Origin of the sequence: Ralstonia nicotianae, from assembly GCF_018243235.1 — a bacterium.
In the GTDB taxonomy this organism is placed as follows: Bacteria; Pseudomonadota; Gammaproteobacteria; order Burkholderiales; family Burkholderiaceae; genus Ralstonia; species Ralstonia nicotianae.
In genome coordinates this window covers 2,582,467-2,602,524 of the sequence record NZ_CP046674.1, presented here as the reverse complement: position 1 = coordinate 2,602,524, position 20,058 = coordinate 2,582,467, and the positions used below count along the sequence as shown (strand labels likewise).

Annotated in this window: 22 protein-coding genes; 16 read left to right on the top strand and 6 right to left on the bottom strand. The window is 66.9% G+C overall.

Annotated features, from left to right (window positions below):
* Positions 1–12: 12 nt before the first annotated feature.
* The 4 genes from rfaE1 to cysM all read left to right on the top strand — a co-directional run bounded on the left by rfaE1 (position 13) and on the right by cysM (position 3,405).
* Complete coding sequence (rfaE1, locus tag GO999_RS11855; RefSeq protein ID WP_019717811.1) at positions 13–960, top strand: D-glycero-beta-D-manno-heptose-7-phosphate kinase; 948 nt, start codon at positions 13–15, stop codon at positions 958–960.
* Positions 957–1,952, top strand: a complete 996-nt coding sequence (gene rfaD / locus GO999_RS11850) for an ADP-glyceromanno-heptose 6-epimerase (protein ID WP_011000867.1) — start codon at positions 957–959, stop codon at positions 1,950–1,952. The genes rfaE1 and rfaD overlap by 4 nt, the downstream gene beginning before the upstream one ends.
* Before the next feature lie 129 nt (positions 1,953–2,081).
* Positions 2,082–2,399 (top strand): ComEA family DNA-binding protein, encoded by a 318-nt coding sequence (locus tag GO999_RS11845; RefSeq protein ID WP_011000868.1) that lies wholly within the window; start codon positions 2,082–2,084, stop codon positions 2,397–2,399.
* 103 nt (positions 2,400–2,502) lie between these two features.
* Entirely contained in the window at positions 2,503–3,405 is a 903-nt protein-coding gene (gene cysM / locus GO999_RS11840; protein ID WP_011000869.1) for a cysteine synthase CysM, read from the top strand.
* Positions 3,406–3,485: 80 nt separating this feature from the next.
* Here the strand turns inward: cysM and mltB are convergent, their stop codons facing one another.
* Positions 3,486–4,598, bottom strand: a complete 1,113-nt coding sequence (mltB, locus tag GO999_RS11835; protein ID WP_029240257.1) for a lytic murein transglycosylase B — start codon at positions 4,596–4,598, stop codon at positions 3,486–3,488.
* 117 nt (positions 4,599–4,715) lie between these two features.
* Between mltB and GO999_RS11830 the strand changes: the two genes are divergently transcribed.
* The 7 genes from GO999_RS11830 (at position 4,716) to GO999_RS11800 (ending at position 12,124) form a co-directional block, all read left to right on the top strand.
* On the top strand, positions 4,716–5,639 hold the full coding sequence (locus GO999_RS11830) for a histone deacetylase family protein (RefSeq protein WP_011000871.1): 924 nt from the start codon (positions 4,716–4,718) through the stop codon (positions 5,637–5,639).
* A gap of 156 nt (positions 5,640–5,795) precedes the next feature.
* Positions 5,796–6,848, top strand: coding sequence for a methionine ABC transporter ATP-binding protein (locus GO999_RS11825; RefSeq protein ID WP_011000872.1), 1,053 nt, complete (start codon positions 5,796–5,798; stop codon positions 6,846–6,848).
* On the top strand, positions 6,838–7,491 hold the full coding sequence (locus GO999_RS11820; protein ID WP_016723338.1) for a methionine ABC transporter permease: 654 nt from the start codon (positions 6,838–6,840) through the stop codon (positions 7,489–7,491). The genes GO999_RS11825 and GO999_RS11820 overlap by 11 nt, the downstream gene beginning before the upstream one ends.
* A gap of 32 nt (positions 7,492–7,523) precedes the next feature.
* On the top strand, positions 7,524–8,324 hold the full coding sequence (locus tag GO999_RS11815) for a MetQ/NlpA family ABC transporter substrate-binding protein (RefSeq protein WP_011000874.1): 801 nt from the start codon (positions 7,524–7,526) through the stop codon (positions 8,322–8,324).
* Positions 8,325–8,501: 177 nt separating this feature from the next.
* Positions 8,502–9,251, top strand: a complete 750-nt coding sequence (locus GO999_RS11810) for an electron transfer flavoprotein subunit beta/FixA family protein (RefSeq protein ID WP_167798227.1) — start codon at positions 8,502–8,504, stop codon at positions 9,249–9,251.
* Positions 9,252–9,305: 54 nt separating this feature from the next.
* On the top strand, positions 9,306–10,241 hold the full coding sequence (locus GO999_RS11805) for an electron transfer flavoprotein subunit alpha/FixB family protein (RefSeq protein WP_019717815.1): 936 nt from the start codon (positions 9,306–9,308) through the stop codon (positions 10,239–10,241).
* 98 nt (positions 10,242–10,339) lie between these two features.
* Complete coding sequence (locus GO999_RS11800; RefSeq protein ID WP_016723335.1) at positions 10,340–12,124, top strand: acyl-CoA dehydrogenase; 1,785 nt, start codon at positions 10,340–10,342, stop codon at positions 12,122–12,124.
* A 66-nt stretch (positions 12,125–12,190) separates the two neighbouring features.
* On the opposite strand, the gene GO999_RS11795 is transcribed toward GO999_RS11800, so the two are convergent.
* Positions 12,191–13,480 (bottom strand): D-amino acid dehydrogenase, encoded by a 1,290-nt coding sequence (locus GO999_RS11795; RefSeq protein WP_211906240.1) that lies wholly within the window; start codon positions 13,478–13,480, stop codon positions 12,191–12,193.
* 112 nt (positions 13,481–13,592) lie between these two features.
* Here GO999_RS11795 and GO999_RS11790 point away from each other — a divergent pair, with 112 nt between their 5' ends.
* On the top strand, positions 13,593–14,090 hold the full coding sequence (locus tag GO999_RS11790) for an Lrp/AsnC ligand binding domain-containing protein (RefSeq protein ID WP_016723333.1): 498 nt from the start codon (positions 13,593–13,595) through the stop codon (positions 14,088–14,090).
* A 247-nt stretch (positions 14,091–14,337) separates the two neighbouring features.
* Positions 14,338–15,465 carry a PA0069 family radical SAM protein gene (locus tag GO999_RS11785; protein WP_104071013.1) on the top strand — a complete coding sequence of 376 codons (1,128 nt, stop codon included), beginning with the start codon at positions 14,338–14,340 and terminating at the stop codon, positions 15,463–15,465.
* Between the two features lies 1 nt (position 15,466).
* On the opposite strand, the gene GO999_RS11780 is transcribed toward GO999_RS11785, so the two are convergent.
* The 4 genes from GO999_RS11780 to GO999_RS11765 form a co-directional block, all read right to left on the bottom strand.
* The gene (locus tag GO999_RS11780) at positions 15,467–15,922 is read right to left on the bottom strand and encodes a TM2 domain-containing protein (protein WP_016723331.1); all 456 of its coding nucleotides are present in this window, start codon (positions 15,920–15,922) and stop codon (positions 15,467–15,469) included.
* 204 nt (positions 15,923–16,126) lie between these two features.
* Positions 16,127–16,309: a hypothetical protein gene (locus GO999_RS11775; protein ID WP_019717818.1), complete on the bottom strand. Its 183-nt coding sequence runs from the start codon at positions 16,307–16,309 to the stop codon at positions 16,127–16,129.
* Positions 16,310–16,428: 119 nt separating this feature from the next.
* Positions 16,429–16,830, bottom strand: a complete 402-nt coding sequence (locus GO999_RS11770) for a hypothetical protein (RefSeq protein WP_016723329.1) — start codon at positions 16,828–16,830, stop codon at positions 16,429–16,431.
* Positions 16,831–17,012: 182 nt separating this feature from the next.
* Complete coding sequence (locus GO999_RS11765) at positions 17,013–18,086, bottom strand: PQQ-dependent sugar dehydrogenase (protein ID WP_211906777.1); 1,074 nt, start codon at positions 18,084–18,086, stop codon at positions 17,013–17,015.
* 145 nt (positions 18,087–18,231) lie between these two features.
* Here GO999_RS11765 and rpsP point away from each other — a divergent pair, with 145 nt between their 5' ends.
* From rpsP to trmD, 3 genes are all read left to right on the top strand, one after another.
* The gene (gene rpsP / locus GO999_RS11760) at positions 18,232–18,486 is read left to right on the top strand and encodes a 30S ribosomal protein S16 (RefSeq protein WP_011000885.1); all 255 of its coding nucleotides are present in this window, start codon (positions 18,232–18,234) and stop codon (positions 18,484–18,486) included.
* A 155-nt stretch (positions 18,487–18,641) separates the two neighbouring features.
* On the top strand, positions 18,642–19,196 hold the full coding sequence (gene rimM / locus GO999_RS11755; protein WP_011000886.1) for a ribosome maturation factor RimM: 555 nt from the start codon (positions 18,642–18,644) through the stop codon (positions 19,194–19,196).
* A gap of 23 nt (positions 19,197–19,219) precedes the next feature.
* The gene (trmD, locus tag GO999_RS11750) at positions 19,220–20,008 is read left to right on the top strand and encodes a tRNA (guanosine(37)-N1)-methyltransferase TrmD (RefSeq protein WP_011000887.1); all 789 of its coding nucleotides are present in this window, start codon (positions 19,220–19,222) and stop codon (positions 20,006–20,008) included.
* Positions 20,009–20,058 lie beyond the last annotated feature (50 nt).

The following is a 20,058-nucleotide window of genomic DNA, read 5'->3' as shown; positions in this document are numbered from 1 at the left end:
TTGCCCGCAGCCATGACCAAGACCACGCTCGCTTCCGAACAGATCCATGCCGCTCGCATCCTCGTGGTGGGCGACATGATGCTCGACCGCTACTGGTTCGGCGATGTCGAACGGATTTCGCCCGAAGCCCCGGTGCCGGTGGTGCAGATCAAGCGCTCGGACGAACGGCTGGGCGGCGCCGCCAACGTGGCGCGCAACGTGGCCGCGCTGGGGGCGCAGGCTGGCATGCTGGGCGTGATCGGCGAGGATGAGCCGGGCCGCACCATCGAGGCGCTGCTCGACGCCAGCCATGTCCGCAGCCATCTGCACCGCGATCCGAGCGTCAACACCACCATCAAGCTGCGCGTGCTGGCACGCCAGCAGCAGCTGATCCGCGTCGATTTCGAGAACCCGCCGACGCATGAAGTGCTGATATCGGTGCTGGACCGCTTCGGCACGCTGCTGCCCGAACACGACGTGGTGGTGCTGTCCGACTACGGCAAGGGCGGGCTCACGCATGTCGCCAAGATGATCGAGGCGGCGCGCCAGGCCGGCCGCCGCGTGCTGGTCGATCCGAAGGGCGACGACTACTCGCGCTACAAGGGCGCGACCATGATCACGCCCAACCGCGCCGAGATGCGGCAGGTGGTCGGCAGCTGGAAGACCGAGGCCGACCTGACCATCCGCGCGCAGAACCTGCGCCGCGAACTGCAGCTCGAGGCGCTGCTGCTGACGCGCTCGGAAGAGGGCATGACGCTCTACACCGAGCATGAGGTGCTGCATGTGTCGGCCCAGGCGCGCGAGGTGTACGACGTGTCCGGCGCGGGCGACACCGTCATCGCCACGCTGGCGACGCTGCTGGGCGCAGGCGCCAACATCAAGGAAGCCGTGCAGTACGCCAACCGTGCGGGCGGCATCGTGGTCGGCAAGCTGGGTACCGCCGTCGTCACCTACGCAGAACTCTTCAATCAAGCATCATGACCATCATCGTGACCGGCGCGGCCGGCTTCATCGGCGCCAACCTCGTCAAGGGCCTCAATGACCGCGGCGAGACCGACATCATCGCGGTCGACAACCTGACCCGCGCCGACAAGTTCAGGAACCTGGTCGACTGCGAGATCAGCGACTACCTGGACAAGACCGAGTTCGTCGAGCGCTTTGCGCGCGGCGACTTCGGCAAGGTCCGCGCGATCTTCCACGAGGGCGCCTGCTCCGACACCATGGAGACCGACGGCCGCTACATGATGGAGAACAACTACCGGTACACGCTCGCGCTGATGAAGGCCTGCCTGGACCAGGGCGTGCAGTTCCTCTACGCGTCGTCGGCGGCCACCTACGGCGCGTCGGACACCTTCCGCGAGGACCGCGAGTTCGAGAAGCCGCTCAACGTGTACGGCTACTCCAAGTTCCTGTTCGACCAGATCGTGCGCCGCACGCTGCCGGGCGCGCTGTCGCAGATCGTTGGCTTCCGCTATTTCAACGTCTACGGCCCGCGCGAGCAGCACAAGGGGCGCATGGCGTCGGTGGCCTTCCACAACTTCAACCAGTTCCGCACGGAAGGCACCGTCAAGCTGTTCGGCGAGTACAACGGCTATCCGCAGGGTGGCCAGATGCGCGACTTCGTGTCGGTGGAGGACGTGGTCAAGGTCAACCTGTTCTTCTTCGACCATCCGGACAAGTCGGGCATCTTCAACCTCGGTACCGGCCGCGCCCAGCCGTTCAACGACATCGCGACCACCGTGGTGAACACCCTGCGCGAGGCCGAAGGCAAACCGGCGCTCTCGACCGAAGAGCTGGCGCAGGAAGGCCTGGTCGAATACGTGAAATTTCCTGATGCGCTGCGCGGCAAATACCAGTGCTTCACCCAGGCCGACCAGGGCAAGCTGCGCGCGGCTGGCTACAGCGCGCCGTTCCTGACCGTGCAGGAAGGCGTGGCGCGCTACTGCCGCTGGCTGATGGCCCAGCCGGCCTGACGACCGGCGATCGGACGGTTCGTTACTTTTCGTTGGCGCGGGCCTCCCGGCCTGCTGTCCTCCCTAAGATGCATTGAAGCCGCCACGCCGTGTGGCGGTCCTTTCAATCGTTCATCCCAGGAGGAATCCATGTTGAAGAAGCTGTTGGCCGCCGCGTTGATGTGCCTGTCCGCGCTGTCGGCATCATGGGCGGCCGTCGACGTGAACACGGCCGATCAGTCCGCGCTGGAAACGCTGTCCGGCGTCGGCCCGAAGCGCTCCAAGGCGATCGTCGAAGAGCGTGCCAAGAACGGTCCCTACAAGGACGCCGCCGACTTCATGGCGCGCGTGCCGGGCATCGGCGAGAAGTCGCTCGCCAAGTTGCAGAACGAGGGCCTGGCCTTCGGCAAGGGCGGTGCCGTTCCGACCCCGGCCAGGAAGGACGCCAGGGACGCGAGGAAGAAATAAGCGGTCCGCCGATGCCCCGCCCGCGCGGGGCGGCGCGATGAGCCTGTCGCCAGCAGGGTTGCCGCGCTGCATTACAATGCCCCGATTCCATCCGATACGCACCATGGCTTATCCCACCATCGAAGACACCATCGGCAATACGCCGCTGGTCAGGCTCCAGCGCATTCCCGGCGAGGACAACGCGCGACGCGGCAACGTGATCCTCGGCAAGCTCGAGGGCAACAATCCGGCCGGCTCGGTCAAGGATCGTCCGGCGCTTTCGATGATCAAGCATGCCGAGACGCGCGGCCGCATCAAGCCGGGCGACACGCTGATCGAAGCCACCTCGGGCAATACCGGCATCGCGCTGGCGATGGCTGCTGCCATCCGCGGTTACAAGATGGTACTGATCATGCCGGAGGACTTGTCGGTTGAGCGCCGCCAGAGCATGGCGGCGTACGGCGCGGAGATCGTCCTGACGCCGGTCAAGGGCGGCATGGAGTACGCCCGCGATCTGGCCGACGCGATGGAGCGGGACGGCAAGGGCGTCATCCTCGACCAGTTCGCCAATCCCGACAATCCGCTGGCGCACTATGAAGGCACCGGCCCGGAAATCTGGCGCGACACCGAAGGGCGCATTACCCATTTCGTCTCGGCGATGGGCACGACCGGCACCATCACCGGCGTCTCGCGGTTCCTGAAGGAGAAGAATCCCGCCATCCAGATCGTCGGCGCGCAGCCGGCGGAAGGCTCGCGCATTCCCGGCATCCGCAAGTGGCCGGAGGCGTATATGCCGAAGATCTACGATCCCAAGCACATCGATCGTACCGAGTCGGTCTCGCAGTCCGATGCCGAGCACATGGCGCGTCGCATGGCGCGCGAGGAAGGGATCTTCTGCGGCATCTCGGCGGCGGGCGCGCTGTGCGTGGCGCTGCGGGTGGCGGAGGCGGTCGAGAACGCGACCATCGTCTTTGTCGTTTGCGACCGGGGCGACCGCTACCTGTCCACCGGCGTGTTTCCGGCCTGAGCGGCACCACGCATCGGCATGAAAAAAGCGCAGCCAGGGCTGCGCTTTTTGTTTGCGGTGCGCCGGTGCGCGACCCGGCTTCAGCCCCGCATGGCCTGACGGACCGCCTGGCCCAGCTCGTACACCGCGGCGGCGTAGAAGAAGCTGCGGTTGTAGCGCGTCAGCACATAGAAATTGCGCAGGCCGACGCGGTATTCGGTCGGCAGGCCGGGGGAGGGCAGGTCGACCACAAGCACATCGGTCTCCTGCTCGCGGGCGGCATCGACGCCGGGGGCCAGGGCCAGCCCGGCGCGCGTCAGCCGGGACAGCGTCATGCGTGGATAGGGCTGGCCATCGGCTGCCGCCGCCGCGATGCCCTGGCTGTCGGTGTCGCCCGCGATGTTCCACATCACCGGGCGGTTGGGCTCCCAACCATGCATCTGCAGGAAGTGCGCGACGCTGCCGATGGCGTCCACCGCGCTGTTGCGCAGGTCGATGCGTCCGTCGCGGTCGTAGTCGAGGGCATATTCGCGGATGCTGGCCGGCATGAACTGCGGAATGCCGACCGCGCCGGCGTACGAGCCCAGCACCGAGAAGGCATCCGTCCCGGTGTCGCGGCACCACAGCAGGAAGTCCTTCAGCTGGTTGCGGAACATGGTGCTGCGCTCTTCGCGGTTGGGCGTGTCCGGGTAGTCGAAGGCGAGCGTGGTGAGCGCATCCATCACGCGGAAGTTGCCCATGTCGCGGCCGTAGATCGTCTCCACGCCGAGGATGCCGACGACCACGTCGGCCGGCACGCCGAACTCGGCTTCGGCCCGGCGCAGTGTGTCGCCGTATTGCTGCCAGAATTCCACGCCGGCGCCGATCCGCACCGGCTCGATGAAGCGGCCGCGGTAGGCCGTCCAGCTGCGGCGCGCCGGCGTGGGCGGCGGCAGGATCAGCCGCGCCACCGTGGCGGAATAAGCGGTGCCGGCAAACAGCGCGTCGAGCGCGGCGCGGTCGAAGTTGTGTTCGGCCACCAGCGTGCCGATGAAGGCTTGCGTCTGCGGATTGTTGCGATAGCGGTCCGGGTCGATCTCCTCCTCGTGCACGGCGACGCGGCGTCTGGCAGCGCGCGCGGCCAGCGACAGCGAAGACAGGGAAAGCGTGGAGAGTGCGGCACCCGCCATCAGGGCGCGCAGCACGGGACGACGGGAGGGGGACGTTTGGCTCATGGGCATGCGCAGGACGAGACCGGGGCATTGTAGCGGATGGGTCCGCCGGCCGCCCCGGCACGGCCGTGCTAACGTAACGGCTGGAGACACCACGACGCACCGGCACACAACACCAACATGGCGACCGGCCTCTACACGCATCCTGAATTCCTCAAGCACGAGATGGGGCACCACCACCCCGAGTGTCCCGACCGCTTGCGTGCGATCGAAGATCAACTGATCGCGAGCCGCATCGAGCAGTTCCTCGTGCCATGCGAGGCACCGCCGGCCACCGAGGCGCAGCTGTGCCGCGTGCATCGTCCCGAATACGTGCGCGAACTGGTCGCCAGCGTGCCGATCGCCGGTTATGCGCCGATCGATCCCGACACGGCGATGAACCCGCACACCTACATGGCGGCGGTGCTGGCGGCCGGCGCAGCGGTGCAGGCCACCGACAAGGTGATCGCCGGCGCGCTGGAGAACGCCTTCTGCTGTGTGCGTCCACCCGGCCATCATGCCGAGCCGGGCCGGGCCATGGGGTTCTGCTTCTTCAACAATGTGGCCGTGGCCGCGCGCCATGCGCTGGATCATCACGGGCTCGCACGCGTGGCCATCGTCGACTTCGACGTCCATCACGGCAACGGCACCGAAGCGGCCTTCCGCGACGAGCCGCGCGTGCTGATGTGCAGCTTCTTCCAGCACCCGTTCTATCCGTATTCCGGCACGGAGGGCGTGGCGGCCAATATGGTCAACATCCCGTTGCCGGCCTACACCAACGGCCTGACCGTGCGCGAAGTGGTCGAGACGATCTGGCTGCCGCGCCTGGACGCATTCCGGCCCGAGATGCTGTTCATTTCCGCCGGCTTCGATGCGCACCGCGAGGACGATCTCGGCCAGATGGGCCTGGTCGAGGCGGACTACGCCTGGATTACCCGGCAACTGATGCAGGTGGCGCGCGCACATGCCAAGGGCCGCATCGTCAGCTGCCTGGAAGGCGGCTACAACCTGAGCGCGCTCGGGCGTAGCGTGGTGGCCCACGTGAAGGCCCTGGCCGAGCTATGAAGACGAATTGTCCTCAACATTTGTAAAAGTAATAAAGACATCGTCAAAAAATCGTTCAGCGCATGTAGGGCCTGCCTTACACTAGCGCCTCATTCCAACGATAAAGAGACGGCAACCGCCTGCGATCCAGCGAGTTGCCGTTTTTGTATGTAACGCATGATCGAACTCAAGGGGATATCGCAGCACTTTCGGGGAGCGGGCGGCACCGACGTCCACGCGCTGCGCGACGTCGACCTGTCCATCGACAAAGGCGAGATCTTCGGCATCATCGGCCGTAGCGGCGCGGGCAAGAGCACGCTGGTGCGCGTCATCAACCTGCTGAACCGGCCGACTTCGGGCACCGTCACCGTGGCGGGCCAGAGCCTCACCGCATTGAATGCCGACGGCCTGCGCCAGGCGCGCCGCAAGATCGGCATGATCTTCCAGCACTTCAATCTGCTGTCGTCGCGCACGGTGTATGACAACGTGGCGCTGCCGCTGGAGCTGGCCGGCACGCCGCGCGAGCGCATCCGCGAGATCGTGCTGCCGCTGCTGGAGCTGGTCGGCCTGGACGCGCACAAGGACCGCTATCCGGCGCAGATTTCCGGCGGCCAGAAGCAGCGCGTGGGCATCGCTCGGGCGCTGGCGAGCCAGCCGGACGTGCTGCTGTCGGACGAAGCGACTTCCGCGCTGGATCCGGAGACCACGCGTTCCATCCTCGACCTGCTGCGCAAGATCAACCGCGAGCTGGGTCTGACCATCGTGCTGATCACGCACCAGATGGAAGTCATCAAGCAGGTGTGCGATCGCGTGGCGGTGCTCGATGCCGGCCGCGTGGTGGAGCTCGGCCGCGTGATCGACGTGTTCCTGAAGCCCAGGCATGACGTGACCCGCGCGCTGATCGGCGAGGTCATTTCGCAGGAGCTGCCGCCGTCCGTGCTGGCGCGCGTGGAAAGCCGCCTGGTGGCGGCGCGCGAACGGGGCGGGCGTGACCACCTGTTCCGGCTGGCCTTCACCGGCGCGGGCGTGGACCAGCCGGTGCTGGCCCAGGCGATCCGCAATTACGGGCTCGATTTCAACATCCTGCACGGCCATATCGACGAGATCCAGGGCCAGGCCTTCGGCTCGCTGGCGATCCTGGCTTCGGGCGAATCCGCCGACATCGACAACGCGATGCACTTCCTGCGCGAGCAAGGCGTGGTGGTCGAGGAGATCAACCATGTGGTCTGACCTGACCGATCTGTTTCTGCCGGCCTTCGGCGAAACGCTCGCCATGGTGGGCGTGTCCGGCGGCATCGGTGCGCTGTTCGGCGTGCCGCTGGGCGTGCTGCTGTACCTGACCGGGCCGGGCGGCGTGCTGTCGGCGCCGGCGTTCAACCGCATCGCCGGGCTGATCGTCAACGCGGTCCGTTCGGTGCCGTTCATCATCCTGCTGGTGGCGGTGATTCCGCTCACGCGCCTGCTGGCGGGGTCCTCGATCGGTACGGCGGCGGCCACCGTGCCGCTGACGCTCGCGGCGATCCCGTTCATCGCGCGCCTGGTGGAGACCGCGCTGCGCGAAGTGGACCGCGGCCTGATCGAAGCGGCCCAGTCGATGGGCGCGACCACCGGCCAGCTGGTCTACAAGGTGCTGCTGCCCGAAGCGATGCCGGGCATCCTCGCCGGCCTGACCATCACCTTCGTCAGCCTGGTCGGCTACTCGGCCATGGCCGGCACCATCGGCGGCGGCGGCCTGGGCGATCTGGGCATCCGCTACGGCTACCAGCGCTACGAATCGGACATCATGCTGGCGGTGGTCGTCATCCTGATCGTCTTTGTGCAGGCGGTGCAATCGACCGGCGATTGGCTGGTCCGTCGCCTGAGCCACCGTTAATCATTCAATCGACAGACAACCGAGGGAGTCTCATGAATCGCCGTCAACTGCTGCAATGGTCTGCAGGCCTGGGGGCCGCGCTGGCACTGGCTGCCGGGGGCGCGCTGGCGCAGGGCAAGCCGATCAAGATCGGCGTGACCGCCGGCCCGCACGCCGAGATCATGGAAGCGGTGAAGAAGGTCGCCGAACAGGATGGCCTGAAGCTGCAGATCGTCGAGTTCAACGACTACATCCAGCCCAACGCCGCGCTGGCCGCCGGCGATCTCGACGCCAACAGCTACCAGCACCAGCCGTACCTCGACGACCAGATCGCCACGCGCGGCTACAAGTTCGTCAGCGTCGGCCAGACCATCACCTTCCCGATGGGCGTCTACTCGAAGAAGATCAAGTCGCTCAAGGACCTGAAGGACGGCGCACGCTTCGGCCTGCCCAATGACCCGACCAACGGCGGCCGCGCGCTCCTGCTGCTGCAGGCGCAGGGCGTGATCAAGCTCAAGCCGAACGCCGGGTTCAAGGCTTCGCCGCGCGACGTGGCCGAGAACCCCAGGAAGCTGAAGTTCGTCGAGCTCGATGCCGCCCAGCTGCCGCGCTCGCTGGATGACCTGGATGCAGCCGCCGTCAACGGCAACTATGCCGAGAAGGCCGGCCTGGACCCGACCCGGGACGGCATCGCCATCGAAAGCCCGAAGGGTCCGTATGCCAACGTGATCGCCGTGCGCGCCGCCGACAAGGACCAGCCCTGGGTCGCCAAGCTGGTCAAGGCGTATCATTCCGACGCGGTCAAGGCGTTCGTGAAGACGAAGTACAAGGATGCCGTCATTGTGGCCTGGTGAGCACTTCCCAATCTGTTAGAGGGCTCTACCAAGCCGATTGCCGGGCGAGCCTATGGTGTCCGGCAATTTTTCGCGGTTAAAATAGCACGACCGTTCGTAAAAATAACGCGGCCGACCGGCCGCCCGTATAATGGCCGGCGTTTTGCAAAATTCTCTTATCAATAGTGGAGTGAGCGCATGAAAGTCCTGGTCGCAGTCAAGCGCGTGATTGACTACAACGTGAAGGTTCGCGTGAAGTCGGACGGCAGCGGTGTCGATCTTGCCAACGTCAAGATGAGCATGAACCCGTTCGACGAAATCGCCGTGGAAGAGGCGGTGCGCCTGAAGGAAGCGGGCGTGGCCACCGAAGTGATCGCCGTGTCGTGCGGCGTGGCGCAGTGCCAGGAGACCCTGCGCACCGCCATGGCCATCGGCGCCGACCGGGGCATCCTGGTCGAGACCGGCGAAGAGCTGCAGCCGCTGGCCGTGGCCAAGCTGCTCAAGGCGCTGATCGACAAGGAACAGCCGCAGCTGATCATCCTGGGCAAGCAGGCGATTGACGACGACGCGAACCAGACCGGCCAGATGCTGGCGGCGCTGGCCGGCTTGCCGCAAGCCACCTTCGCCTCGAAGGTGCAGATCGACGACGGCCGCGCTTCGGTCACGCGTGAAGTGGACGGCGGCCTGGAAACGCTGTCGGTCAAGCTGCCGGCGGTGGTCACCACCGACCTGCGTCTGAACGAGCCGCGCTACGTGACGCTGCCGAACATCATGAAGGCCAAGAAGAAGCAACTGGACACGGTCAAGCCGGAAGACCTGGGCGTGGACGTGGCGCCGCGCCTGAAGACGCTCAAGGTGGCCGAGCCGCCCAAGCGCAGCGCCGGCGTGATGGTGCCCGACGTGGCGACGCTGGTGGCCAAGCTCAAGACGGAAGCCAAGGTGCTGTGAGGCGGCCAGCCGCATTCCGCACGTCTTTCAAGCACACCGAACAGGCAGATCAAGATGACCGCACTCGTTATTGCTGAACACGACAACCAATCCATCAAGGCCGCGACGCTGAACACCGTGACCGCCGCGCTGCAATGCGGCGGCGAGGTCCACGTGCTGGTGGCCGGCGCGGGCTGCGCCGCCGCCGCGCAGGCCGCCGCGCAGATCGCCGGCGTGGCCAAGGTGCTGGTGGCCGACGCGCCCCAGTTCGCCGACGGCCTGGCCGAGAACGTCGCCGAGCAGGCGCTGGCCGTCGCCGGCAGCTACAGCCACATCCTGGCGCCCGCCACCGCCTACGGCAAGAACATCCTGCCGCGCGTGGCCGCCAAGCTGGACGTGGCGCAACTGTCCGACATCACCAAGGTCGACAGCCCCGACACCTTCGAGCGCCCGATCTACGCCGGCAACGCGATCGCCATGGTGCAGTCGGCCGACCAGGTGAAGGTGATCACCGTGCGCGGCACGGCATTCGACGCGGCCGCCGCCACGGGCGGCTCGGCAGCGACCGAGGCCCTGACGCCGGTGGCCGATGCCGGCATCTCGCAGTTCGTCTCGCGCGAGGTGACCAAGAGCGACCGTCCGGAGCTGACCGCCGCCAAGATCATCGTATCGGGTGGCCGGGGCGTGGGCTCGGGCGAGAACTACACCAAGGTGCTGACGCCGCTGGCCGACAAGCTGGGTGCCGCGCTGGGCGCTTCGCGCGCGGCGGTGGACGCCGGCTTCGTGCCGAACGACTACCAGGTCGGCCAGACCGGCAAGATCGTCGCGCCGCAGCTGTACATCGCCGTCGGCATCTCGGGGGCGATCCAGCACCTGGCCGGCATGAAGGATTCCAAGGTGATCGTGGCGATCAACAAGGATCCTGAGGCGCCGATCTTCCAGGTGGCCGACTACGGCCTGGTGGGCGACCTGAACACCCTGGTGCCCGAGCTGGTGGCCGCGCTGGGCTGATCGCCGGGCGCGGCGCGACAGCGCCACCATGCCATGCCGCCGAAGCCGTTTCCGACCCGTTTGGAAACGGCTTTTTCATAGAGGGATTGGAGAGAGACATGACCTATCAAGCCCCCGTCAAGGACATGCTGTTCGCAATGAACGAACTGGCCGGCCTGGACAACGTCGCCAGGCTGCCCGGCTTCGAGGAGGCCACCGCCGACACCGCGCAGGCCGTGCTGGAGGAGAGCGCGCGCTTCACCGGCGAGGTGATCGCCCCGCTGAACGTGGAGGGCGACCGCAACCCGAGCCGCTGGAAGGATGGCACGGTGACGGCCAGCGCGGGCTTCAAGGAAGCCTTCCAGCAGTTCGGCCAGGGCGGCTGGCAGGGCGTGCAGCATCCGGTCGAATACGGCGGCCAGGGTTTGCCCAAGCTGATCGCCACGGCCTGCATCGAAATGCTGAACGCGGCCAACCTGTCGTTCGCGCTGTGCCCGCTGCTGACCGACGGCGCCATCGAGGCGCTGCTGACGGCCGGCAGCGAGGCGCAGAAGCAGCTTTATGTGCCGAAGCTGATCTCGGGCGAGTGGACCGGCACGATGAACCTGACCGAGCCGCAGGCCGGCTCCGACCTCGCCCTGGTGCGCACGCGTGCCGAGCCGGTGGGCGACGGCACCTTCAAGGTCTTCGGCACGAAGATCTTCATCACCTGGGGCGAGCACGACATGGCCGGGAACATCGTCCACCTGGTGCTGGCGCGCACGCCGGGCGCGCCGGAGGGCGTGAAGGGCATTTCGCTGTTCGTGGTGCCCAAGTTCCTGGTCAATGCGGATGGCTCGCTGGGCGCGCGTAATGACGTGCACTGCGTGTCGATCGAGCACAAGCTCGGCATCAAGGCGAGCCCGACCGCCGTGCTGCAGTTCGGCGACCATGGCGGCGCCATCGGCACGCTGGTCGGCGAGGAGAACCGCGGCCTGGAATACATGTTTATCATGATGAACGCGGCGCGCTATGCGGTCGGCATGCAGGGCATCGGTGTGTCGGAGCGCGCTTACCAGAAGGCTGTGGCCTATGCGCGCGAGCGCGTGCAGAGCCGTCCGGTGGATGGCTCGGCGGCCAAGGCAGTGCCGATCATCCACCACCCGGACGTCAAGCGCATGCTGCTGACCATGCGCGCCATGACCGAAGGCGCCCGCGCGCTGGCCTACGTGGCCGCTGCCGCGTGCGATGCCGGCCACCACGCTGCCGATGACGCCACGCGCAAGCAGAACGAGGCGCTGTACGAATTCCTCGTGCCGGTCGTGAAGGGCTGGAGCACCGAGATGTCGATCGACGTGACCAGCCTCGGCGTGCAGGTGCACGGCGGCATGGGCTTCATCGAGGAGACCGGCGCCGCGCAGTACTACCGCGATGCGCGCATTCTGCCGATCTACGAAGGCACCACGGCCATCCAGGCCAACGATCTGATCGGCCGCAAGACGGTGCGCGATGGCGGTGCGGTGGCGCTGGGCATCTGCGCCGAGATCGCCAGGGTGGAAGCGCAGTTGGCGGCCAAGGGCGGCGCGCATTGCGAGGCGATGCGCCAGCGCCTGGGCGCGGGCCGCGAGGCGCTGGAATCGGTGGTGCGCTTCGTGGTCGCGCAGACCAAGGCGCAGCCCAATGCCGTGTTCGCCGGCAGCGTGCCGTACCTGCGGCTGTGCGGCATCGTGCTGTCGGGCTGGCAGATGGCGCGCGCACTGCTGGCGGCGCTCGACCGCGAGGGCGACGATCCGAACTTCTACGGCGCCAAGATCGCCACGGCGCGCGTGTTTGCCGACGTGCTGCTGACGCAGGCCCCGGGGATCGCGCAGAGCGTCCTGTCGGGCGGCGAGACCATCGGCGCCGTGCCGGAAGCGCAGTTCTGAGCCGGCGTTGCCGGCATGAAAAAAGGGAGGCTTCGGCCTCCCTTCTCATTGGCGCCGCGCCGGCGTTCAGGCCAGCGCAGGCTTGGTCGCCGGTGCCTGGCCGCCGCGCAGGTAGCGATAGACCGACAGGTCGTCCGCGCGGATGGCGGGCGAGCGGCCCGAAACGAGGTCCGACAGCAGTTGGCCCGAGCCGCACGCCATGGTCCAGCCCAGCGTGCCGTGCCCGGTGTTGATCCACAGGCCGCGCACCGGCGTCGGGCCGACGATCGGCGTGCCGTCCGGCGTCATCGGGCGCAGGCCGGTCCAGAACGTGGCGCGCGAGACGTCGCCGCCGCCGGGGAACAGGTCGCTCACGACGAACTCCAGCGTCTTGCGCTTGCCCGGATCCAGGCGCTTGTCGTAGCCGACGATCTGCGCCATGCCGCCCACGCGGATGCGGTCGTCGAAGCGCGTGATCGCCACCTTGTAGGTCTCATCCAGCACCGTGGAGACCGGGCTGCGCTCGGCATCGGTCATCGGCACGGTGATCGAGAAGCCCTTGAGCGGATAGACCGGCACACCCACCAGGTTCTTCAGGAACGGCGTGCTGTAGCTGCCCATCGCGACCACCACCAGGTCGGCGGTCATCGCTTCGCCATCGACCAGCGCACCGCGTACGGCATTGTTCTGCACGATCAGGCTGTTGATGCGGCTGTTGAAACGGAAGCGCACGCCCTGCTTCTCGGCCATCGCGGCCAGGCGCGTGGTGAAGAGCTGGCAGTCGCCCGTTTCGTCGTTGGGCAGGCGCAGGCCGCCGGCCAGCTTGTGGCGGGTGGAGGCCAGGCCCGGTTCACTGCGCACGAGGTCGTCGCGCGATAGCAGTTCGTAGGGCACGCCGGCGCGCTCGAGCACCGCGATGTCGTTCGCGGCGCCATCGAGCTGCTGCTGGGTGCGGAACACCTGCAGCGTGCCTTGCTGGCGGCCTTCATAGGCGATGCCGGTCTCGGCGCGCAGGGCGCGGATGCAGTCGCGGCTGTACTCGGCCAGGCGGACCATCCGTTCCTTGTTCTCGGCATAGCTGGCGGCGTTGCAGTTGCGCAGCATCTGCCACATCCATTGCAACTGGAAGAGGGTGCCGTCGGGGCGGATGGACAGCGGTGCGTGCTGCTGGAACATCCACTTGATGGCCTTGAGCGGCACGCCCGGCGCGGCCCACGGCGATGCATAGCCCGGCGAGATCTGGCCGGCATTGGCGAAGCTCGTGTCGAGCGCAGGACCGGCCTCGCGGTCGACGACCGTGACCTCGTGGCCCGCGCGGGCCAGGTAATAGGCGCTGGTCACGCCGATGACGCCGCTGCCAAGAACGAGCACGCGCATGGTGATACTCCCCGGAGATGCGATCGCGATAGATGGCGCTATCGTATTCCCACCTTTGTGCAAATTGTTTCTGTATATTCCTGAAAAACAGGAATAAATTCGATTTCCGGCGATGCGAACCCAGCGAAAACCCGTGCGCGCCCTCGACAAGCTCGACCGGCGCATCCTCGACCTGCTGCAGAAGGACGGCCGGCTGTCCATGAAGGAGCTGTCCGACGCGGTCGGCCTGACCATCACGCCCTGCATCGAGCGGGTCAAGCGGCTGGAGCGGGAGCGCTTCATCCTCGGCTACTACGCGCGGCTGAATCCGGCCATGCTCGGCGCATCGCTGCTCGTGTTCGTGGAGATCAGCCTGGGTAGCAAGTCCGGCAACATGTTCGAGCAGTTCCGGCGCGAGGTCCTGCGCATTCCCGAGGTACTGGAGTGCCACCTCGTCTCCGGCGATTTCGACTACCTCATCAAGGCGCGCATCCGCGAGATGAGCGAGTACCGGCGCCTGCTCGGCGACATCCTGCTGCAGCTGCCGGGCGCGGTGCAGTCCAAGAGCTACATCGTGATGGAAGAGATCAAGGAGACGCTTGCCATCGACGCGATCGGCGAAGACGCGTAGCGGTAGTGCCCGCTGCCGCAAGGCGGTGGATGTGGCGGCGCGTCGCCGCGGCATGCATGAGGTGGTGGCCACGTCCAGCCGGCCGCCCGTCGAACTGACTTGCGCGATGCGTGCGCCGGGAATGGCAAATCCCCATGGGTCATGGCACCGAGGCCGAGGCGAGCTGGCAGCCGCCTTCACAGGTCTGCAGCGGAATGCGGACGAATCGGATACGATCGACACGCCCCCGCAATCCGCACGTCCCGCTGTGTCCGATTCATCCGATCGCCATGTTCCGCGCAAGGGGCGTGGCGCCACCTCCAATCTGCAAGGCCGCTTCGAGCGCGACGAACGCACCCGCGTCGATGACGGTTGGCAGCCGCTCGTCGGGCAGCAGGATCCGGACGCGCCGCCGCGATTGCAGACCACCGTCTCCATCGAGCGGGCGCGCTCGATCCTGAGCCGCAACCAGTCCCCGGATATCCCGTTCGGCGTGTCGCTCAACCCGTACCGGGGTTGCGAGCACGGCTGCATCTACTGCTTCGCGCGCCCGACGCATGCGTATCTGGAACTGTCGCCTGGACTGGATTTCGAGACCCGGCTGTTCGCCAAGACCAACGCCGCCGAGCTGCTGCGCGAGACGTTGGCCAAGCCGGGCTACCGCTGCGAGCCGATCGCGCTGGGCGTCAACACCGATGCCTACCAGCCGATCGAGCGCGAACTGTGCGTCACGCGCGATGTGCTGCAGGTGCTGCACGATTGCGATCACCCGGTCGGGTTGATCACCAAGTCGACCTTGATCGAACGCGACATCGACCTGCTCGCGCCGATGGCGGCGAAGCACCTGGCCGTGGCGGCGGTGACCGTCACCACGCTCGATGCCGGGCTGGCGCGCAAGCTGGAGCCGCGCGCGGCCACGCCGTCGAGGCGTTTGCGCACGATCCGCACGCTGGCCGAAGCGGGGATTCCGGTCGGCGTCAGCGTCGCGCCGGTCATCCCCTTCATCACCGACGATCACATGGAGCAGATTCTGGAGGCCGCGCGCGAAGCCGGCGCGATGTTCGCCAGCTATATCGTGCTGCGTCTGCCGCACGAGCTGGATGCGGTGTTCCAGGACTGGCTGGCGGCGCATTTCCCAGACCGTGCGCAGCGCGTGATGAACCGCATCCGCGACTTGCACGGCGGCCAGGACTACAACCCCGATTTCGGCACCCGCATGCGCGGCACCGGCATCTGGGCCGACCTGCTGCGCCAGCGTTTCTACAAGGCCGCCGACAGGCTCGGCTTCAGTTACCACCGCTACGACAAGCTGCGGCTGGACACAGCGCAGTTCAAGCCACCCGCGCGCTCCGTCAAGGCCCGGCCCGTCGACGCGCGGCAGGGCAACCTGTTCTGAGCTACTGCGACAGTTCCTTCGCGGCCTGCACCTGCGATTCGAAATAGGTCTGGAAGGTGATGGCGAGGCCGGCCATGAGCAGGCCGGTACCGATCATCAGCGTGAGGATCGCCAGCAGTACGACCGGCCAGCCTGAACGTGTCGGCGTGCCGTCCGGATTGAATTGCGCGTCCCATCGGTCATCGGGGCGCAGCCCGTAGATCAGCGCCGACAGAAAGCCGGCGAGCACCGAGGCCGCGCCGATGATCGCGCATGCCCAGCCGGGCAGGCTGCTCCGATCCGTCGACCACAGCAAGGCGACACCGATGATGCCGAGCGCCATGGCCGCGACTTGCGCCCACGCCCAGAAATCGCGTCCGCCTTTCAGATAGAAACGATGGGCGCCCATGCTGCCGAACAGGAAGGCGAGCAGCACGGTCAGCAGTTTGGATTTCTTGAGCGGAGCGGTTGTAGGCATGGCAGGCGCGGGACACACGGCGAGACAGCAACGGCGCCGGGCATTCTACGCCCAAGACACGCGGCGGCGCACACTGCGCGGTGCGCCGGGCCTGGTCTCATCGGCTCCGCTGGCAAAGGGAATCAGCAATCGGAAGCGGTAGCCGCCGATCCGGCCGGATGCGCGCAGCGTCGTGATTCGCCGACAGCGGGGAGGGCAGGGACGCTAAATCGGAACGGGGCGCAGCGCTGGCACGCTGGTCGATGCCGTCAGGTCCTGCAGCAGCCGGGAAGCCTGCTGGCGCAGGCTGACTTCGCCGTAGAGCAGGTGGGCAAGCATCGCCATGAAGGCCGATGACCACAAGAGACCGAGAATGAGCCGCGTGTAGCGGGAAGGATGGAACGGCATGAGGCACCTGTTGTCGTGATGGCCGCGGCATGCCAAACGGTTGCCGCAGCTATCCAGTCCGACCGGGCGGCCTTGGCCGGGTTCCTCGGTGTGGCGTCGGGGCGTGCGGGGCCGGGCAATCAGCCGCGCCGGTTGCCGTGCCAGTTGCCGTAGCCACCGGGCGGGTTGCCGCGTTCCTGGCGCATCTGCTGATCCTGCTGTTGTTGCCAGTCGCCGCGGCCGCCGCCTTCGCGGGGCTGGACGCGGCCGTTCAGGCGGTCATCGGCGCGGGCGCGCGCTTCCATGCGCTCCATCTGCGCGCGGATGCGGGCGGCCTGGTCGCCGCGTGCGTCGACGAAGAAGACCTGTGCCAGCAGGGAGCGGGCTTGCGCCGGCGCCTCGGTAGGTTGGGCCCAGGGCGGTGCCGGAGAATCGAGCGCAACGGATGCCTGACGCGTCGTTGCGTTGGCAGCCAGGGCGCCCGCAGAGGCGACGATCAGAGCACCCGCCGCAAGAGTGCTGAGCAATGCGCGGATCGGCATGGCTGGCTCCTGTCGGACAAGTGATCGGAAGGGACGCATGCCGCACGGATGCCGGGCAGTTGCAGACGGGTGGCGGTGCATGTCCATGTGTGTCAATGTAAGGCTTCACCCTGGACGCATCCACTGTCCGAAGGTTACCGGTGTAACGAGATGTTTCCCGCACGCCCAGCCCAGGCAGCGGCTCATTTTCCGGTGTAGCGGACGCGATACACCGCGCCCGCGTAGTCGTCACTGACGAGCAGGCTGCCGTCCGGCGCGACCAGCGCATCGACAGGCCGTCCCCAAGCTCGTTCGCCGCGCAGCCAGCCCTCGACGAATGGCTCTTGCCGTACGACCTTGCCCGCGGCATCGAGTACCACGCGCACGACCCGGTAGCCGACCTTGGATGACCGGTTCCAGGAGCCATGCTCGGCAATGAAGAGGTTGTGGCGGTACGCCTGGGGAAAGTTGCTGCCGGTATAGAAGCGCATGCCGAGGGCCGCCACATGCGCGCCGAGCTTGCCCACCGGCGGCACATATCGGCTGCACGGATGTCCCGCGCCGAATTCCGGGTCCGGCACGTCGCCGGCATGGCAGAACGGATACCCGAAATGCTGGCCAGGCGCGGTGATGCGGTTGAGCTCATCATCGGGCACGTCGTCGCCCATCATGTCGGCGCCGTTGTCGGTGAACCAGAGTTCGTGCGTGACCGGGTGCCAGTCGAAGCCGACGGTGTTGCGGATGCCGCGCGCCACCACCTCCAGGCCGGTGCCGTCGGCATTCATGCGCATCAGGTTGGCGTAGCGGTCTTCATCGCGGTGGCAGACGTTGCAGGGTGCCCCGACCGGCACATACAGCTTGCCGTCCGGCCCGAAGGCGATGAATTTCCAGCCGTGGTGGGTTTCGGTCGGGAAGCGGTCGCTGACGACCACGGGGACAGGCGGATCGTCGAGCCGGCTGTCGATGCGGTCCAGCCGTACCACTCGCGACACGGCGGACACATACAGGCTCCCGTCGCGCCAGGCGACGCCCACCGGCTGCTCCAGTCCCGAGGCGACCACCCGCACGGTCGCGCCTGGCACCTGCAGTGGCAGCGCATAGACTTTGCCCGTGCGGCTGCCGACGTACAGGATGCCGACCGGCGACAGCGCCATCTCGCGTGCCGACGGCATCGCCTCGGTGAGCAGCTCGACCCGGAAGCCGGGCGGCACGCGCAGCGTTTCGACGGGGAGCCCGGCGGCAGCGGGCAGCACGCATCCAAGCCACGCCGCCAGCACAATGGCCCACCGTCCGTACCGTGCGCGCCACGCGGAGTGTCCGGTACGGCGGCGCGCCTGGTCTAAGTGTTTGTTTGGTCTGGAAAACTGCGCTATACTTGCATGTTTCTCTGTACGCATACCCAGTTTTTCAAGGAAAAGATCCATGGTCGTGATCCGTCTGGCCCGCGGTGGCTCCAAGAATCGCCCGTTCTTCAACATCGTTGCGACCGATTCGCGCAATCGCCGTGACGGCCGTTTCATCGAGCGCGTGGGTTTTTATAACCCGCTCGCCACGGAAGGTGAAGAAGGTCTGCGCATTGCCCAAGACCGCCTGTCGTACTGGCAAGGCGTGGGCGCGCAACTGTCGCCGACGGTTGCCCGTCTGGTGAAGCAAGGCGCCAAGAAGGCGGCTGCCTAAGTTTTGAGTTTGAACATGCGTCGATCGATGATGGCGCCGTTCGTGCACGTATTGCCGTGACGCGCCCCATGTCGACGCAGATTCGCACGCGGCCCGGTCCGCTAGCGGCCTCCGCTCAGGCTACCTCGCAAAAGGTGGCGGAGCGTCTGGCAGGCATGCGTCCGGGAGCCGGCGCGAACCCGTCGCTGCCCGACGATCTGGTCGAGGTGGGCTACGTGGGCGGTGCCTATGGCGTTCGCGGCTGGATCAAGGTGCAGCCGCACGGCGATGCCGAGGCGCTGCTGCACGCGAGCACTTGGTGGCTGAAGCCGGCTGCCGGTGCGCCTGCCGTTTCGTCCGACTGGCGGGTGCTGCCCGTCGGGACTTCGCGGGAGCACAGCGGTTCGGTGGTGGCAGGGTCGCCCGCCGTGCCGGATCGCAATGTCGCCGAGGCGCTGCGCGGCTGTACCGTGTGGGTCCGCCGTGCCGAGTTTCCCGCGCCGGCCGACGACGAGTTCTACTGGGTCGACCTGATCGGCTCGACGGTCGTCAATGAGCAGCAGGAAACGCTCGGCACGGTCGCCGGGCTGATCGACAACGGCGCGCACCAGATCCTGCGCATCGTGGACGAAGGCGGTACCGAGCGGCTCGTGCCGTTCGTCGAGGTGTATGTGAAGTCGGTGGATGTGGCGGGCAAGCACATCGTCGTCGACTGGGGTCTGGATTACTGAACATGCGGCCGGAGAATTCGGCAATGCAGTTCGATGTCATCTCGCTGTTCCCGGAGATGTTCCGGGCGTTGACCGACTGGGGGATCACCAGCCGGGCAGCCAAGCAGCAGGTGTACACGTTGCGTACCTGGAACCCGCGCGACTTCACGACGGACAATTACCGTACCGTGGATGACCGGCCCTATGGCGGCGGCCCAGGCATGGTGATGCTGGCCAAGCCGCTGGAAGCGGCGCTCGATGCGATCCGCGAGGCGCAGGCGCCCGCGCCGTCGCATGTGGTGCTGCTGTCGCCGCAAGGCCGGCCGCTGACCCACCGGCGGGTGATGGAGCTGGCACAGCTGCCGGCGCTGACGCTGCTGTGCGGCCGCTACGAGGCCATCGACCAGCGTCTGGTCGACCGGCGCGTCGATGAAGAAATCAGCCTCGGCGATTTCGTGCTGTCCGGCGGTGAGATCGCCGCCATGGCTATCATCGACGCCGTGGTGCGGCAGTTGCCCGGGGTGCTGGGCGATGCGCAGTCGGCGGTGCAGGACAGTTTCGTCAACGGCCTGCTGGATTGCCCGCATTACACGCGGCCGGAAGAATACGAAGGCGTGCGTGTGCCTGATGTGCTGCTGGGCGGCCACCACGCCGAGATCGAGAAGTGGCGCCGCCAACAGGCGCTGTTGAATACGATGCGCAAGCGGCCCGATCTGATCGAGGCGGCGCGCAGGCAGGGTTTGTTGTCCCGCAGCGATGAGGTCTTCCTCGCTGCCGCGGCGACGACGGCAAAGGGGTCGGGCGCTTCCCTATCGGAAGCCCCGGCCAAGTGATGTTCCCATCCTCTACCGGGGCCGCGGTCGGTTGACCGGGCAGAACGCCG

Bases quoted from the DNA above. Each gene is read 5' to 3' on its own strand.
- GO999_RS11800 (WP_016723335.1), top strand. From the start codon at position 10,340: ATGACCTATCAAGCCCCCGTCAAGGACATGCTGTTCGCAATGAACGAA.
- rfaE1 (WP_019717811.1), top strand. From the start codon at position 13: ATGACCAAGACCACGCTCGCTTCCGAACAGATCCATGCCGCTCGCATC.
- GO999_RS11790 (WP_016723333.1), top strand. From the start codon at position 13,593: ATGCGAACCCAGCGAAAACCCGTGCGCGCCCTCGACAAGCTCGACCGG.
- cysM (WP_011000869.1), top strand. From the start codon at position 2,503: ATGGCTTATCCCACCATCGAAGACACCATCGGCAATACGCCGCTGGTC.
- mltB (WP_029240257.1), bottom strand. From the start codon at position 4,598: ATGAGCCAAACGTCCCCCTCCCGTCGTCCCGTGCTGCGCGCCCTGATG.
- GO999_RS11815 (WP_011000874.1), top strand. From the start codon at position 7,524: ATGAATCGCCGTCAACTGCTGCAATGGTCTGCAGGCCTGGGGGCCGCG.
- rimM (WP_011000886.1), top strand. From the start codon at position 18,642: ATGCGTCCGGGAGCCGGCGCGAACCCGTCGCTGCCCGACGATCTGGTC.
- GO999_RS11770 (WP_016723329.1), bottom strand. From the start codon at position 16,830: ATGCCGATCCGCGCATTGCTCAGCACTCTTGCGGCGGGTGCTCTGATC.
- GO999_RS11805 (WP_019717815.1), top strand. From the start codon at position 9,306: ATGACCGCACTCGTTATTGCTGAACACGACAACCAATCCATCAAGGCC.
- GO999_RS11780 (WP_016723331.1), bottom strand. From the start codon at position 15,922: ATGCCTACAACCGCTCCGCTCAAGAAATCCAAACTGCTGACCGTGCTG.
- rfaD (WP_011000867.1), top strand. From the start codon at position 957: ATGACCATCATCGTGACCGGCGCGGCCGGCTTCATCGGCGCCAACCTC.
- GO999_RS11830 (WP_011000871.1), top strand. From the start codon at position 4,716: ATGGCGACCGGCCTCTACACGCATCCTGAATTCCTCAAGCACGAGATG.
- trmD (WP_011000887.1), top strand. From the start codon at position 19,220: ATGCAGTTCGATGTCATCTCGCTGTTCCCGGAGATGTTCCGGGCGTTG.
- GO999_RS11825 (WP_011000872.1), top strand. From the start codon at position 5,796: ATGATCGAACTCAAGGGGATATCGCAGCACTTTCGGGGAGCGGGCGGC.
- GO999_RS11845 (WP_011000868.1), top strand. From the start codon at position 2,082: ATGTTGAAGAAGCTGTTGGCCGCCGCGTTGATGTGCCTGTCCGCGCTG.
- rpsP (WP_011000885.1), top strand. From the start codon at position 18,232: ATGGTCGTGATCCGTCTGGCCCGCGGTGGCTCCAAGAATCGCCCGTTC.
- GO999_RS11775 (WP_019717818.1), bottom strand. From the start codon at position 16,309: ATGCCGTTCCATCCTTCCCGCTACACGCGGCTCATTCTCGGTCTCTTG.
- GO999_RS11795 (WP_211906240.1), bottom strand. From the start codon at position 13,480: ATGCGCGTGCTCGTTCTTGGCAGCGGCGTCATCGGCGTGACCAGCGCC.
- GO999_RS11810 (WP_167798227.1), top strand. From the start codon at position 8,502: ATGAAAGTCCTGGTCGCAGTCAAGCGCGTGATTGACTACAACGTGAAG.
- GO999_RS11820 (WP_016723338.1), top strand. From the start codon at position 6,838: ATGTGGTCTGACCTGACCGATCTGTTTCTGCCGGCCTTCGGCGAAACG.